Below are 13,886 nucleotides of genomic sequence, written 5' to 3' on the forward strand. Positions count from 1 at the left end.
TTTATTGAATGGTTTCGCGGTGTCCGATGTATAGCCGGACGCTTTGCGGGCCGTTCGTCCTGTAGCGCCCGGTCTTCCCGGTGCTATCCGTTACGCCACGAACCAGCGAACCGAACGCGTCGCGGATCGTGTACAAGGTATCTGGAAGCGCGCGGCCGTTTCCGTCGCGGAGGGTGAACTGTTCGCCGTATCTTAGGGGCGCGATTTTCGATATCGGTTGATGACTGCTACTCTGGCTCGACACCGCAACGGCAGAACGTTCGGCCAGATCGTCGCACCACGATTCACGCGCGAGCAGGCCGATAATCGCCTGTGGAGTCGCACAACCGCATAACACAATGTCTCCGTCGAGCGCGACCTCGCGCACGTTGAGGTAGCGGGGCCGACGCGGGCCACCGGACTTGATGATTTGCCCCGTGCTATTGCATGTCGCGCAATACGCATCTCCTCCGATCAAGGCGGCCTGACGTTCGTAAAAGGTGACGCGTAGCGCGGCGATATACGGCAGAACTTCACCGCCGCCGGTCAACGCGTCGCCTACGACTGCGATTCGACGCATCATGATGGGCCCCTTACTCTCGCGTCCGTTCGACGCCGTGTTCGTTGATGGGCACAAAGATTGTTGACGTGCGTGGTTCGCGGTGCGGGCTATCGTTGATGAAGTCTCCGTTATCCAGCACGCTACCCACGACCGCGTAGGCAAGATGCGGCCTGTCCGGCACGCCAACGCCCGTAACGATCCGTGCGCGCGATCCGTCCGCGTATTCTACGAAGTCACCGATACGCGCGGCCATGCTCAAACCTTCGACTTTGTAGCCACTCGTTGCATCTTTCAGTACGCCCCCGCGTGGTGTCGTTGCACCTTTTACGGCGAATCGGTGCAGGGGTCCTGGCGGCGGGGGTACGTAGTCCGCATCGAATAGCCCTTCGATCTGCTCGCCTTCCGCTACGAAGATTCCCGCGTCTTCCCATATGGTAGAAATGATGTGATCGCCGTTGCTCAGACTGCTACCCACAAGCGCGGCGGGTCGGTGGTCAATCGTGGTCGCAAATCCGGCACCGTCCAAAATCACCGCCTCGCTACCGTCGCCAGACGTCACAACATCGCCAACGCGCGCGAGGGGAAGCCCGCAATAGGTATTTTCGGAGCCGCTTGTCACACATCCTCCGCGCTCGGTGCGTGCGCCGATCGTGGCGAGCCAATACGTTGTGCCTTTGCGCTTTTCCTGTTCCGACATTCCGGTGTCTCCTGTTCGGGATAGTTGAAAGGACGCCGGTCCGCCATTGACCGGCGCACACACGCGACCGCTGGGCCGTCGTGAGTTCAAAATCCTCGGTGGAAACGATCACCTGGCGATATCGGACAAGGATTAAAAAGGGCTCGGAAAATGCGCATTGCATGACATGCAGCGAAGTTTGATATTCGACAATTTGTGTCCAATATCGCGATTCATTCGGACGCTCGAACCGTGTCCCGAATATCTCGAGCCCGCGCAATGCGGGCTTTGTCGTTTCTGTGCCCGTCTGATCTCCTGGAGAGGCTCCCCATGCGCGACCTGTACGCCAGTTACGCCACCGCCTTGCGTGATGCTCTGCGCCACGCCATCGAGTGCGGCGGCAAGTCCTCGTTAGAGCGTGCCCCACCAGGGCGTGCGGTCCGCTTCCACGCTCACAGGCAGCGATGCGACCGCGCACGCGAAGGAAACAGCGGTAAGCCTCACTGAACGCTGCGGTGTGAACCGGCATACCGTGACGGCGCACGTCGCGATCATCGAAAAGGATCTGGTTGGCATCCGGCAGAACGCCGGACGGCGATCATGCGAGTGTGCGCATTGATGCGCTCCTGCGCGGGGTGGGTATCGTCGTCGATGCCGACAGGGACACGACGGTCCCCGCGAACGACGCGGCGCAGGCGGCATAAGATGGCCGGGCTCGATCTGAGCGTAGACAGACGCGCAATTACGACAGGCGTACGTCTCAAACCAAAGGACGAAATACGCGCGATCGTGCGGGCGCTCAACAGGACCGCCTCGCAGGCCCACACAGATGCCACGCGTGCGGTTCGCGCGAACGGCTACAACATCGAGGCAAGCGCAATCAGGCGCTCATTCTCGATCGAACGCGCTACGCCCTCGCGGCTTTCGATAACACTGCGTGCGACGGGTGCCCCCATGGCGCTCATCAACTACGACGAGACGCAGACAAGGTAAGGTGTAACGATGCGCGTGAAGAACGGCCGCAAGCTGCTACGCCACGCGTTCATTGCGACCATGCCAAATGGCCATAGGGATATCTTCAAGCGCGAAGGCTCGGGACACCAGCGTGTAACGAAAAAAGGCCGATCGTATATGAGCGGCCTTCCCATTCGCTCACTTTACGGGTCTTCGATACCGGATGCGTTGACGAACGACATCGTATAGAAAACACTCGCGCAGACTATCGGCGACAAGTATCCCGCGATTCTCGCGCATGAATTTGCATGGCGTGAAAAATAGCGTCAGTGGCTGGCCGCGCTCATGCTCCGGCCGCGCGGTCGATTGGTGGATGCCTTGGCTTGCTGCAGAATATCTGCCCGTACCTTGGGGTCGAGCAGACAAACGGTATCGGTCACGACCAGAGAAAACGCCACGTCATAGGCTTCGGCCTAGGCTCTGTAATTTTCTGCCGAATCGGCAAGCGCACTCGCCAGAAGCCCATAGTCGCTCTGGTGCTTTTTGCCGGTGGGCATGTACGTCTGGATCGTTCTTGCCAGGGCGGCGAGATTGGCGAATTGCGCCTGATGCCGCGCGATCAACGCGGCGGCTTCCTTTGCTACGCGCCTAACATCTAGTTCTTTGAGGGTGTAAGTGCCGCGGGGTTTGCGGGTGTGAGAGGCTTGGACCGATTTTGTCATGGTGCGATTTCCGGTGTGTTCCTGAATCGCCCGACACTCGCTAACAGACGGGGTGAGCGGGCACATGGCAAAGTTGGCGGACCGGTTGTTGTCCCATCCAGGCAGACGCTCGCGCGTCTCCTTGCCAAGGCCCGCCCATTGAAAAATATAGGCGTGCGACGACAGTCCCGCACCCTTTCGGGCGCGGGAGGGACAACAGGACCAGGCCGCCAAGCCTGGGCCGCCGTTGTTTGCGGCGGCAACGGCGAATGTGTAGCGCGTCCGTTTCGAACTGAGCAACTAGCCAGGCCAATCGGAAAATTCCCGGTTTCGTTCCGACGTTTCGCCACTATCGGCACCTGTCTCATGCGATCGAACGTTTGCGCATCGACCAATCCCGACTGCCGTTGCGAACAGAATGAACCAAAGTTAACATCGGCGCCGACTGTTTATAAGCGATCGCCATCAAATCTGCTCACGAAGATGTTGGGAATCCTGAGGCTTATGGAAGTAGTGTGGAGAATGTTGCGGTGGGTGTGGAGGATCAACGGACAACAAAAAACCCGCACAGGGCGGGTTTCAGTTCGGGACATACTCGCATAAAATGCGCCGCGATTGTCCTGAGAATGTACTAACAACGAATCGGGACGATTTCAGATCACACACGAAGTCGACTAGAAGCGTTGATGCACTTGGTTGCGGGGGTAGGATTTGAACCTACGACCTTCGGGTTATGAGCCCGACGAGCTGCCAGACTGCTCCACCCCGCGTCAGAGAAAAGCGATTGTATAGGGACGCTCGCAAGACGTCAAACAATCGGGTGAAATAATTTCAGACGAGGCGCAGCGCGTGGTCGCGCGCATGCCGCAAATGAGCGAACAACTCAGAGATCCGCGACCGTCGCGCCGTCCACTTTGCCGTCGATGATGTCCTCGCCGTACTGGCTCGCGCTGCGTTTCGCGACGCCGAAATCGGAGAACGTGGACGGCAGCACGAGACGAAATACGCGGCTTGCCTTCGAGCCGCTGATGGCGCCCGGCCGGCACACGCGCACCGCCACGTCGTAACCTTCGGCGTGACGTTTGTGACCGTCGAACTTGTCGAACTGCCGCGAAAACACCAGCGGATGCACTTCGAAGTCCTTATAAAGGGCTGGATAAAGTTGGGCCATGATGCATCCTCGATGTGCGTAAATATGATCCCACTATACGCCGCGGCATGACGGCGGCACGCTTTTATTTTTTCACGGCCGCCGAGGCAATTTTCACCGTCGCTCGCCTCGCGCGATAAGATGCGGGACTATCGGAATCGACTCGATGCCCAGCAAGAATGTGAGAACTTCATGAAAATCGCCACGTGGAACGTCAACTCCCTCAAGGTCCGCCTGCAACACGTCATCGACTGGCTCGAAACCAGTCATACCGATGTGCTGTGCCTGCAGGAATTGAAGCTGACCGACGACAAATTCCCCCGCGCCGAACTCGAAGAAAAAGGTTACCGAAGCTGGTTCGCCGGCCAGAAGACCTACAACGGCGTCGGCATCCTGGTGCGCGAAGGCCTGAACGTCGACGAAAGCAGCATCGTGCGCAACATCCCCGGCTTCGAAGATCCGCAGCAACGCGTGATCGCCGCGACCGTCGAGGGCGTGCGGATCATCTCCGCCTATTTCCCGAACGGCCAGGCGCCGGGCACCGACAAATTCGCCTACAAGCTGAACTGGCTCGCCGCCCTGCACGACTGGATCGCGAGCGAAATGGCGATCTATCCGAAACTCGCGCTGCTCGGCGACTACAACATCGCGCCGGAAGATCGCGACGTGCACGATCCGAAAGCGTGGGAAGGCCAGAATCTGGTGTCGCCCGAAGAGCGCGCCGAGTTCGTGCGGCTGATCGGACTCGGCCTCCTCGACGCGTTCCGTCAGTTCGAGCAGCCGGAGAAGATTTATTCGTGGTGGGACTACCGGATGATGGCGTTCCGCCGCAACGCGGGGCTGCGCATCGACCATATCCTGCTGTCGAAGACCCTTGCTGAAATCTGCTCGTCGTGCGATGTCGACAAGGTGCCGCGCAAATGGGAGCAGCCGTCGGACCACGCGCCGGTCGTCGCGCAGATCGGCTGAACCACGCCGCACGCATGACCTCGTGCGGCGCTCTCGACGCAATGCGAACGCAGCGGCGGCCGGCCGGCCGGCCGGCTTCAAAAGCCTACGCCGGCCCGTTTAAACAGCGCCACAGGAATTCGAACACCATCGCATCATGCCCGGCCTGCTCCAGCTCATCGGAGCCGCCGTGGCCGCCTTCCGTGTTCTCCCGATACCAGACCCTTGCCGCGCCCAGTGCCTGCATGCGCGCGGCCATCTTGCGCGCGTGTGCGGGATGCACACGGTCGTCGGCAGTAGACGTGGTGAACAGCACGGGCGGATACGCCACGCCCGAACTCACGCGGTGATAGGGTGAGTAAGCGGCCAGCACGCGTGCCGCGTCAGGGTCGTCGGGGTCGCCGTATTCGTCGATCCACGATGCGCCTGCGTGCAGCAGGTGATAGCGGCTCATGTCGAGTAGCGGCACTTCGCACACCACGGCGCCGAACAACTCGGGACGCTGCACCATGCACGCCGCGACCAGCAGGCCGCCATTGCTGCCACCCTGAATGCCGAGTTGCGCGGCACGGGTCACACCTGTGCTGATGAGCGCCTCAGCCACCGCGATGAAATCGTCGAACGAGCGCTGCCGATGCTCGCCCTGCGCCGCCGTATGCCACTGCGTGCCGAACTCGCCGCCGCCGCGAATATGCGCCACCACGTACACCCCACCCCGCTCCAGCCAGCCGATGCCCGGCCCGGTCAGATAACCGGGCAGCAGCGGGATCGCGAAGCCGCCGTAACCGTTGAGCAGGCAGGGGCGCGTTTGTTCGGGTGGGTGCTTGTGCGTTTGTTCCTGCGTTTGTTCCTGCGTTTGTTCGCGCATCCGCTGCTTCGCCTGCGCTGTCTGCTCTTGCGCAGTTTGCTGTGTAACCCGGGGGCCGATCACGGTGTACGGCACCCGCGTGCCGTCCGCGGACACCGCGTGTCCATGCGTCACCGCGAACGGCGTCGCATCGAACTGAGTCGGCCAGCGATCGAGCAACGTCCAATCAGTCAGGTCATTCTGGGCAAGATCGCTAAGCCAGTACGCCGGCGGCTGCAAATAGTCGTCGGTATCGACGAACACCTCGTCGTTCAGCGTCGGCTCGACAGGTGAGACATCGGCTTGCACATCGTCACGCGACGGAAAGAGACGGTGATGCCAGTGCCAGGTTTGATCGGCCGCTTGCGACGGGACCCACAGCGAGGTTCTGCTCTGCACATTGTCCAGGTACGACACGATCAGGTGATTGCGCGTGTGTGTCCACTCGCAGGCGGAGGTTTGCGATGTCGGCGTGAAAAGCGGCACCACGTCGCGCTCGCCGCGCAAGAATGCCGCTTCGCGGATCGCCAGCAACGCGCCGCCAGGATAGCGCACTCCGTTGCAGTCCCAATCGAGGCGTGGCTCGAGCAGCAGCCAACCCTGCCAGCCGCCGACCGCGACATGCGACGGCACGTCGTATCGCAGCCAGGCGCCGGTGCCATTGGCAGCACTGCCTGCATTAGCTGCGCTGCCTGTACTGGCTGCATTGACTGCACTAGCCGAATCAGGCCCATCGGCCGCACGCGCCACACCGGTGGCGTCGGCACCGCCCACAGCCCCATTGCCGCTATCGAGGTAATACGTCTGCGAATCGAAGAAATCGACGCTGCTCACCACCGTGTGGCGCTGCTCGATCGGATCGTAGTGGGCCTCCACACCGATATCGCCAAACGCCCCCTTGAAGACCACCGGCGCGTCAGACAGTGCGCTGCCCCGCGTCCAGCGACGCACCTCGCGCGGATAGCCGGAGCGCGTCAGCGTCTTGCGGCCGTTGTCCCAGCCGACGTAAAGCGTATCCCGGTCGATCCACGAAGCCGTGTGCTTGCCGGCCTTCGAGATCACGAAGCCATCGTCGACAAAACGTTGCGCGTCGATGTCGAACTCGCGTACAACCAGCGCATCCGAGCCGCCCGGCGACAGCGTGACCAGCGCGCGGTCGCCATCCGGATAGAGAATGTCGAGTTCGGCAACGACCCACGGCGTGCCTTCCGCTGCACCGAGCGCGTCGAAGTCGAGCAGGTTCTGCCAGACCGGTGCGCCACTGCGCCAGGCCGCCCACGTCGTGCGCCGCCAGATGCCTTTGGGATTGCGCTCGTCCTGCCACAGGTCGTAGGCCCACTCCTTCCAGCGATCGGGAATGACCGGACGCTCGCGCGGCAGATAAGCGTCGGCAAGCCGCTGTTCGAGCGACTCGAATGCCGCGCTGCTGCACCACGCAGCGCGCGTGCGGACGTTCTGCGCTTCGACCCACGCGAGCGCTTCAGGGTCGTCGAGCGCTTCGAGCGACAGAAAGGGATCGGGGGAAAGCGGCCAGGAGAAAGGGGCGGAAGAAACGGGGGAATCGGGAGAAGCAGAAGAATCGGGCATCGTCGGCTGTCGAATGAAAACAGCGTCGATTATGCCTTGCGGGAGCCCGAGGGCCTTTGACGCTGCGCGCCGGAGCCGCCGACGGTGCAGCCGACGAAGCTGTCCATGCGGCGAGGCCTACGCGGCTGTCAGGCGTCGCCCTAACGGGACAGCCTGAGCAACAACCGGCGGGGCGGCTGACAAGCCGCCCCGCCAGACCCCGCCAACCTCACGGCTCGAGATTGAGCTCCTGAATCTTGCGCGTAATCGTATTGCGGCCAATGCCGAGCCGCTCCGCCGCCTCCACCTTGCGTCCGCGCGTGAAATCCAGCGCCTCGCGAATCACCGCCGCTTCGAAACGGCGCGCGAGTTCGTCCATTACGTCGGCCGCATTCTCGCGCAACATCCGCGCGACTTCGGTGCGCAAGCCGCCTTCCCAGGCGGCGACGGTGGTCGCAACGAGCATGCCGGCGGCGCCAGCCGGATGCGTGGCCGCGCTGGTTCCGTTGATCGGCGCGCCGCCGGCGAGCCCTGCCTCACCGGCGCCGACCGCCCCGCCTCCGCCGCCCGCGAGATCGGCCACACCGGCTTGGGTGGGACCCAGATCGGGCGGCAGGTCCTTGATCTCGATGGTCTGCGCCGGCGCCATCACCGTGAGCCAGTTCGCCAGATTCTCCAGTTGGCGCACATTGCCCGGAAACGGCAGCGATGCCAGATAGGCGAGCGCCTCTTCGGACACGCGCTTTGGCTCCACGCCCAGATCGCGTGCACTCTTTTGCAGGAAGTGGCGCGTGAGCAGCGGAATGTCTTCGCTGCGCTCGCGCAAGGCCGGCAAGCGCAAGCGGATCACATTGAGCCGGTGATACAAGTCCTCGCGGAACAAGCCCTGACGCACGCGCGATTCGAGATTCTGGTGCGTCGCGGCAATCACGCGCACATTGGCGCGCAGCGGATTGTGGCCGCCGACGCGATAGAACTGGCCGTCCGACAGCACACGCAACAGACGCGTCTGCAGATCGAATGGCATATCGCCGATTTCATCGAGAAACAGCGTGCCGTTCTCAGCCTGCTCGAAGCGCCCCTGGCGCATGGCCTGAGCGCCGGTGAACGCACCCCGCTCGTGACCGAACAGTTCGGATTCCAGCAGATCCTTCGGAATCGCCGCAGTGTTCAGCGCGATGAAGGGACCGTTCGCGCGTGGGCTATGTCGGTGCAACGCACGCGCGACCAGTTCCTTCCCGGTGCCTGATTCGCCGGTAATGAGCACGGTGGCCGCGGAATGCGACAGCCGGCCGATCGCGCGAAACATGTCCTGCATTGCCGGCGCCTGGCCGAGCATTTCCGGTGCATCGGCGACACGGTCGTCCCACGTCTGTTCGCCGCGCATGCTTTCGTCGACCGCGCGACGGATCAGCTCGACCGCCTTGTCGACGTCGAACGGTTTGGCGAGGTATTCGAAAGCACCGCCCTGGAATGCGGCGACCGCGCTGTCCAGGTCCGAGAACGCCGTCATGATGATGACGGGCAAGCCCGGCACCTTGTCACGGACGGTTTGCAGCAATTCGAGGCCGGAACCGCCCGGCATCCTGATGTCGGACACCAGTACCTGAGGGCTGTCGTGATCGAGCGCCGCGGAAGCCTCGCGCACGTTCGCGAAGCTGCGTGTCGCGAAGTTTTCGCGGGCGAGCGCTTTTTCGAGCACCCAGCGAATCGATTGATCGTCGTCTACTATCCAGATCGGCTTCATATAGGTCGGTCAGAAGTCTTGAGAGGCCTTGAGAGGCGTTTGGTGTTAGCAGTCGAGCGGCAGCAGAATCTGAAACTCGGTGTGGCCCGGCCGGCTTTCCACTTCGATCAGCCCGTCGTGCTGTTGCACGAAAGTCTGCGCGAGCGTCAGGCCGAGACCGCTGCCATCCTCGCGCCCCGACACGAGCGGATAGAAAATGCGGTCACGGATTTCCTCGGGAATGCCCGGGCCGTTGTCAGTGATATGCAAGTCCAGTGCCAGCTTACATAAACGTTTCGACACGGTGATCTTGCGCGCAACGCGAGTGCGCAGTTCGATGCGCGCGTCGCCTTGCGAGATGCGCTCGCGCAATGCTTCGGCCGCATTGCGCACGATATTGAGCAGCGCCTGGATCAGCTGCTCCTTGTCGCCGCGCAGGTCCGGCACGCTCACGTCGTAATCGCGCTCGATCGTGAGACCGCGCGGAAACTCCGCGAGAATCACCTGGCGCACGCGCTCGCACACTTCATGAATGTTCACGTCGCCGACGATATGCGGATGACGGTGCGGCTCCAGCAAGCGATCGACCAGCGTTTGCAGCCGGTCCGATTCCTTGATGATGACCTGTGTGTACTCGCGCAACTCGTCGCGCTGACGCTCGCCGAGTTCGAACTCGAGCAGTTGCGCCGCGCCGCGAATCCCGCCGAGCGGATTCTTGATTTCGTGCGCGAGGTTGCGGATCAGTTGCTTGTTGACCGCCGTGAGGTCGTTGATGCGCTCCTCGCGGTCGGTGCGGATATGCCGCTCGTTCTCGAACAGTTCGAGCAGCACATAGTCCTGAGCGCTTTCCAGGTGACCGACGACCGCATGCACATGCAACGGCTCGTGGCCCGGACGCTCGAGTACGGCGTCCAGATGCGTCGCGTGAAAACGGTGGGCGGCGATCGCCGAAATCGTGGCGAGCAGTTCGTCCGCGTTCGAGAAGATGTCCGGCCACGCCATCTGCGTCAATTGCTTGCGCGAGAGCTCCAGCATCGACTCCGCCGACGGGTTCGCAAACACCACGCGCAGCGTGCGTTTCTCCAGCACCAGCGCGACCGTCGGCAATGCTTCGAAGCCCGGCAGCAAACCGGAACCCACCAGCTGAGCGTCGTCCGACAGCGTCTGCTCGTGCCCTTTCCTTGCCTTCATCAGATTCTTCAGAACCATCTTGCAGTCTGGCCGATAGGAGATGGTGATCAATCAGGTTTGCAGCTTATTGTCCTGCCCGATGCCCTGCTTCATTGTCCTTGCGCCGCAAACGCCGCGAGTGGACTGATGCGCGTCTAACAAAAAAGGGACGGCGCCGCCGTCCCTTCGTGACCGATCGCGAGCGTCGGGCAAAGCGCTTCGCCGTTTGAAAGGCGAAGCGCCATTGCCGCTTACAGCGAGTAGTACATTTCGAATTCGATCGGGTGCACCGACTGACGATAGCGTTGCAGCTCGCCCGTCTTCAGTTCGATGTACGCGTCGAGCATCGAGTCCGTGAACACGCCGCCGCGCGTCAGGAATTCGCGGTCCGCGTCGAGTGCGTCCAGCGCCTGGTCGAGGCCGGCACACACGGTCGGGATCTTTGCATCCTCTTCCGGCGGCAGGTCGTACAGGTTCTTGTCGGCAGCTTCGCCCGGGTGAATCTTGTTCTGCACGCCGTCCAGACCCGCCATCATCAGCGCGGAGAAGCACAGGTACGGATTCGCCATCGGATCCGGGAAACGCGTTTCGATACGGCGGCCCTTCGGATTCGACACGTGCGGAATGCGGATCGACGCCGAACGGTTGCGAGCCGAGTAAGCCAGCTTCACCGGTGCTTCGAAGTGCGGCACGAGACGCTTGTACGAGTTCGTCGACGGGTTCGTGATCGCGTTCAGCGCGCGAGCATGCTTGATGATGCCGCCGATGTAGAACAGCGCGAATTCCGACAGACCTGCGTAACCGTTGCCCGCGAACAGGTTCGTGCCGTCTTTCCAGATCGACTGGTGAACGTGCATGCCCGAACCGTTATCGCCGACCACCGGCTTCGGCATGAACGTTGCCGTCTTGCCGTACGTGTGCGCGACGTTCTGGATGATGTACTTCATTTGCTGCAGCCAGTCGGCGCGTTGCACCAGCGTCGAAAACTTCGTGCCGATTTCGTTCTGGCCTTGACCCGCGACTTCGTGATGATGCACTTCGACCGGAATGCCGATCTGTTCGAGCAACAGGCACATTTCCGAACGGATGTCCTGGAACGTGTCGACCGGCGCGACCGGGAAGTAGCCGCCCTTCGTGCCCGGACGGTGGCCGGTGTTGCCGCCTTCGAATTCCTTCGACGACGACCACGGTGCTTCTTCCGAGCCGATCTTGATGAAGCAGCCCGACTGGTCCGTGTTCCACTGGACCGAGTCGAAAATGAAGAATTCCGGTTCCGGACCGAAGTAGGCGGTGTCGCCCAGGCCCGTGCTCTTCAGGTACGCTTCAGCGCGCTTTGCCAGCGAACGCGGATCGCGCTCATAGCCCTTGCCGTCAGCCGGTTCGACGACGTCGCAGGTCAGGACGAGGGTCGACTCTTCATAGAACGGGTCGATGAAGGCGGTGTTCGCGTCCGGGACCAGCAACATGTCCGATGCTTCGATGCCCTTCCAGCCGGCAATCGACGAACCGTCAAACGCATGGCCGCTTTCGAACTTGTCTTCATCGAATGCCGACACCGGCACCGAAACGTGTTGCTCTTTGCCGCGCGTGTCGGTGAAACGGAAGTCGACAAACTTGACGTCTTCGTCTTTGACGAGTTGAACGACGTCGGCCACGGATTTACTCATAACCTATCTCCTGATTAACGAATTCGGCGGATTCAGCCGCCGCCCAATCTAGCTGACCCGCCCCGGCGCGTCCACCCCTCTATCGTTGAGGACGAACATAAAAGCCTGCTGGAACAAATCGATCGGCACCAATAAAGCAGCTTCTGTGCCATGTATGCGCCAGCCCGGCGCAAAACCACACCGCACGCGCGCTTGCAGGGAATTCGCGCACCGAACTGCATGCGGCCCCGAAATCCTCGCGCCGTATAGCGCACCGAGTTAGTGCATCATTACAATCGGCAGCGAGTGATGGCTTCATTGTGGTGCATTCACGTGAATATGCACCATTTTTGAACGTGCATCCCCTTGTTTCGGGCGGACGAGGCGCCCTTGGCGAACCGCATGTGCGCCGCACGCCGCGCGCTAAAATAATCATTTGGTCCGATGGAGATTTGCGCTCATGAGCACGCTCGAACAGTTGTACGCCCAGGCGGACAAACGCCGCACCGAGAACCAGTTGCCCTATGCGGGCGCGGTGTCGCCCGCCGAGGCGTTCGAAATGCTGCAACTCGATCCGCGCACGCGTCTCGTCGACGTGCGCACCCGTGCCGAACTCGATTGGGTCGGCCGGCCGGTTATCGGCGACGGACAATACGTCCATGTGGAATGGACGCGCTATCCGGGCGCTGTGCCGAATCAGGAATTCCTTCAGCAACTGAGCCAGGCCGCCCCGCCCGATACGCCGGTGCTGTTTTTGTGCCGCAGCGCCGCGCGCTCGAAGCTCGCCGCGATCGCCGCCACCCAGGCGGGCTACACCAAGGCGTACGACCTGCTGGAAGGCTTTGAAGGCGACAAGGACGGCCAGGGGCATCGGAAGACGGTGTCGGGCTGGTGCTTTCGCGGGTTGCCGTGGATCGGCGCCTGATTGTTGATTCGCAGGGGCCTTCGGGCGATGGGCGGGACAATTAGACGCATCGTCGGCGCTGCATGTGACAGGCCGATGATGCGTTGAGTCTTAAGTCAGGCACGGGCGCAACAGCGCCCGAAGGAAGGATGGAGTGCGCGGCGATTAACCCTGGCAAGACCACGTGGCAAGACCAACGCTCAACCGCGCGGTTTGGCCGCAGCCGCCTCGAGTTCGACGATATCGCCGCCCAGCAGGTGCACACCTTCACGCAGCTTCACGAAGGCCGCCGCCACCGCTTCCGGTTCGCCCTTCACGCCAAGATCGATGTGATGCCGCGCATACACGCCGCCACGCTCGGCATCGCCCACGCTCGGCAGGCTGAACACTCGCACGCCCGGAAAATCGTGTTCGATTTTTTCCATCAGCGGAGTAAGGCGCGACTCCGGCAGCTCGAAGACCAGCAATGACTTTTCCGCGTGCGGCATCGCGTGATGCAGATGCGCGTACTGCGTATCCAGCACCCATTCGATCATCGGCCACGCCATCACCGGAAAGCCCGGCACGAAGTAGTGCTGTTCGATCGAGAAACCGGGAATCTTGTTGTAGCCGTTGGGAATGATCGACGCGCCCCGCGGATACGTGCCCATATTCAAACGATGCCGGTTCTCAGGCGAATTCAGATCGAGCGGCGTAGCGGAATTCGCCGGATGCATATCGCGAATGCGCTCCTGAATCAGCGTCGCGGCTTCCGGATGAAGCTCTAGCGGCACGCCGAGCGCGGCTGCCGCGCATTGGCGCGTGTGGTCGTCCGGCGTGGCGCCGATGCCGCCCGTGGAAAACACAATGTCGCCCGACGCAAACGTGCGTCGCAACGTGGCCGTGATGCGCTCCGGCTCGTCGCCGATGTATTCCGCCCAGCCAAGCGACAGTCCACGCGCGCCCAGCAACTCGATGACCTTCGGCAGATGCTTGTCGATACGTCTGCCCGACAGGATTTCGTCGCCGATGATGATGACGCCAAATGCCATTGCCGCCTCTTTCGCTTAGTCAGTAA

Annotated in this window: 12 protein-coding genes and 1 tRNA gene; 3 read left to right on the forward strand and 10 right to left on the reverse strand. The window is 61.9% G+C overall.

What is annotated here, in order from left to right; translation table 11 throughout:
- Window position 1: 1 nt before the first annotated feature.
- The gene (locus DSC91_RS19015; protein WP_162831440.1) at window positions 2-529 is read right to left on the reverse strand and encodes a PAAR domain-containing protein; all 528 of its coding nucleotides are present in this window, start codon (window positions 527-529) and stop codon (window positions 2-4) included.
- A gap of 43 nt (window positions 530-572) precedes the next feature.
- Complete coding sequence (locus tag DSC91_RS19020) at window positions 573-1,238, reverse strand: PAAR domain-containing protein (protein WP_115780382.1); 666 nt, start codon at window positions 1,236-1,238, stop codon at window positions 573-575.
- A 548-nt stretch (window positions 1,239-1,786) separates the two neighbouring features.
- Here DSC91_RS19020 and DSC91_RS38535 point away from each other — a divergent pair.
- Window positions 1,787-1,921 carry a hypothetical protein gene (locus DSC91_RS38535; protein ID WP_279636334.1) on the forward strand — a complete coding sequence of 45 codons (135 nt, stop codon included), beginning with the start codon at window positions 1,787-1,789 and terminating at the stop codon, window positions 1,919-1,921.
- 723 nt (window positions 1,922-2,644) lie between these two features.
- On the opposite strand, the gene DSC91_RS19030 is transcribed toward DSC91_RS38535, so the two are convergent.
- The 3 genes from DSC91_RS19030 to DSC91_RS19040 all read right to left on the reverse strand — a co-directional run bounded on the left by DSC91_RS19030 (window position 2,645) and on the right by DSC91_RS19040 (window position 4,043).
- Complete coding sequence (locus DSC91_RS19030) at window positions 2,645-2,893, reverse strand: hypothetical protein (RefSeq protein WP_115780384.1); 249 nt, start codon at window positions 2,891-2,893, stop codon at window positions 2,645-2,647.
- A 672-nt stretch (window positions 2,894-3,565) separates the two neighbouring features.
- Window positions 3,566-3,642, reverse strand: a tRNA-Met gene (locus DSC91_RS19035).
- 113 nt (window positions 3,643-3,755) lie between these two features.
- Window positions 3,756-4,043: a hypothetical protein gene (locus DSC91_RS19040; RefSeq protein ID WP_115780385.1), complete on the reverse strand. Its 288-nt coding sequence runs from the start codon at window positions 4,041-4,043 to the stop codon at window positions 3,756-3,758.
- A gap of 171 nt (window positions 4,044-4,214) precedes the next feature.
- Between DSC91_RS19040 and xth the strand changes: the two genes are divergently transcribed.
- Window positions 4,215-4,991, forward strand: coding sequence for an exodeoxyribonuclease III (gene xth, locus DSC91_RS19045; protein WP_115783335.1), 777 nt, complete (start codon window positions 4,215-4,217; stop codon window positions 4,989-4,991).
- Window positions 4,992-5,076: 85 nt separating this feature from the next.
- On the opposite strand, the gene DSC91_RS19050 is transcribed toward xth, so the two are convergent.
- The 4 genes from DSC91_RS19050 to glnA form a co-directional block, all read right to left on the reverse strand.
- On the reverse strand, window positions 5,077-7,404 hold the full coding sequence (locus DSC91_RS19050) for a prolyl oligopeptidase family serine peptidase (RefSeq protein ID WP_115780386.1): 2,328 nt from the start codon (window positions 7,402-7,404) through the stop codon (window positions 5,077-5,079).
- Window positions 7,405-7,612: 208 nt separating this feature from the next.
- On the reverse strand, window positions 7,613-9,130 hold the full coding sequence (gene ntrC / locus DSC91_RS19055) for a nitrogen regulation protein NR(I) (protein WP_115780387.1): 1,518 nt from the start codon (window positions 9,128-9,130) through the stop codon (window positions 7,613-7,615).
- A 45-nt stretch (window positions 9,131-9,175) separates the two neighbouring features.
- Window positions 9,176-10,318 (reverse strand): nitrogen regulation protein NR(II), encoded by a 1,143-nt coding sequence (gene glnL, locus DSC91_RS19060; protein WP_115780388.1) that lies wholly within the window; start codon window positions 10,316-10,318, stop codon window positions 9,176-9,178.
- Window positions 10,319-10,530: 212 nt separating this feature from the next.
- Window positions 10,531-11,946: a type I glutamate--ammonia ligase gene (gene glnA / locus DSC91_RS19065; RefSeq protein WP_115780389.1), complete on the reverse strand. Its 1,416-nt coding sequence runs from the start codon at window positions 11,944-11,946 to the stop codon at window positions 10,531-10,533.
- A 439-nt stretch (window positions 11,947-12,385) separates the two neighbouring features.
- Between glnA and DSC91_RS19070 the strand changes: the two genes are divergently transcribed.
- Window positions 12,386-12,850, forward strand: coding sequence for a rhodanese-like domain-containing protein (locus DSC91_RS19070; protein ID WP_115780390.1), 465 nt, complete (start codon window positions 12,386-12,388; stop codon window positions 12,848-12,850).
- Window positions 12,851-13,029: 179 nt separating this feature from the next.
- On the opposite strand, the gene DSC91_RS19075 is transcribed toward DSC91_RS19070, so the two are convergent.
- A complete protein-coding gene (locus tag DSC91_RS19075; RefSeq protein WP_115780391.1) occupies window positions 13,030-13,860 on the reverse strand; it encodes a competence/damage-inducible protein A in 831 nt (276 codons plus the stop codon).
- Between the last annotated feature and the right edge of the window lie 26 nt (window positions 13,861-13,886).

Origin of the sequence: Paraburkholderia caffeinilytica (genome assembly GCF_003368325.1) — a bacterium.
In the GTDB taxonomy this organism is placed as follows: domain Bacteria; phylum Pseudomonadota; class Gammaproteobacteria; order Burkholderiales; family Burkholderiaceae; genus Paraburkholderia; species Paraburkholderia caffeinilytica.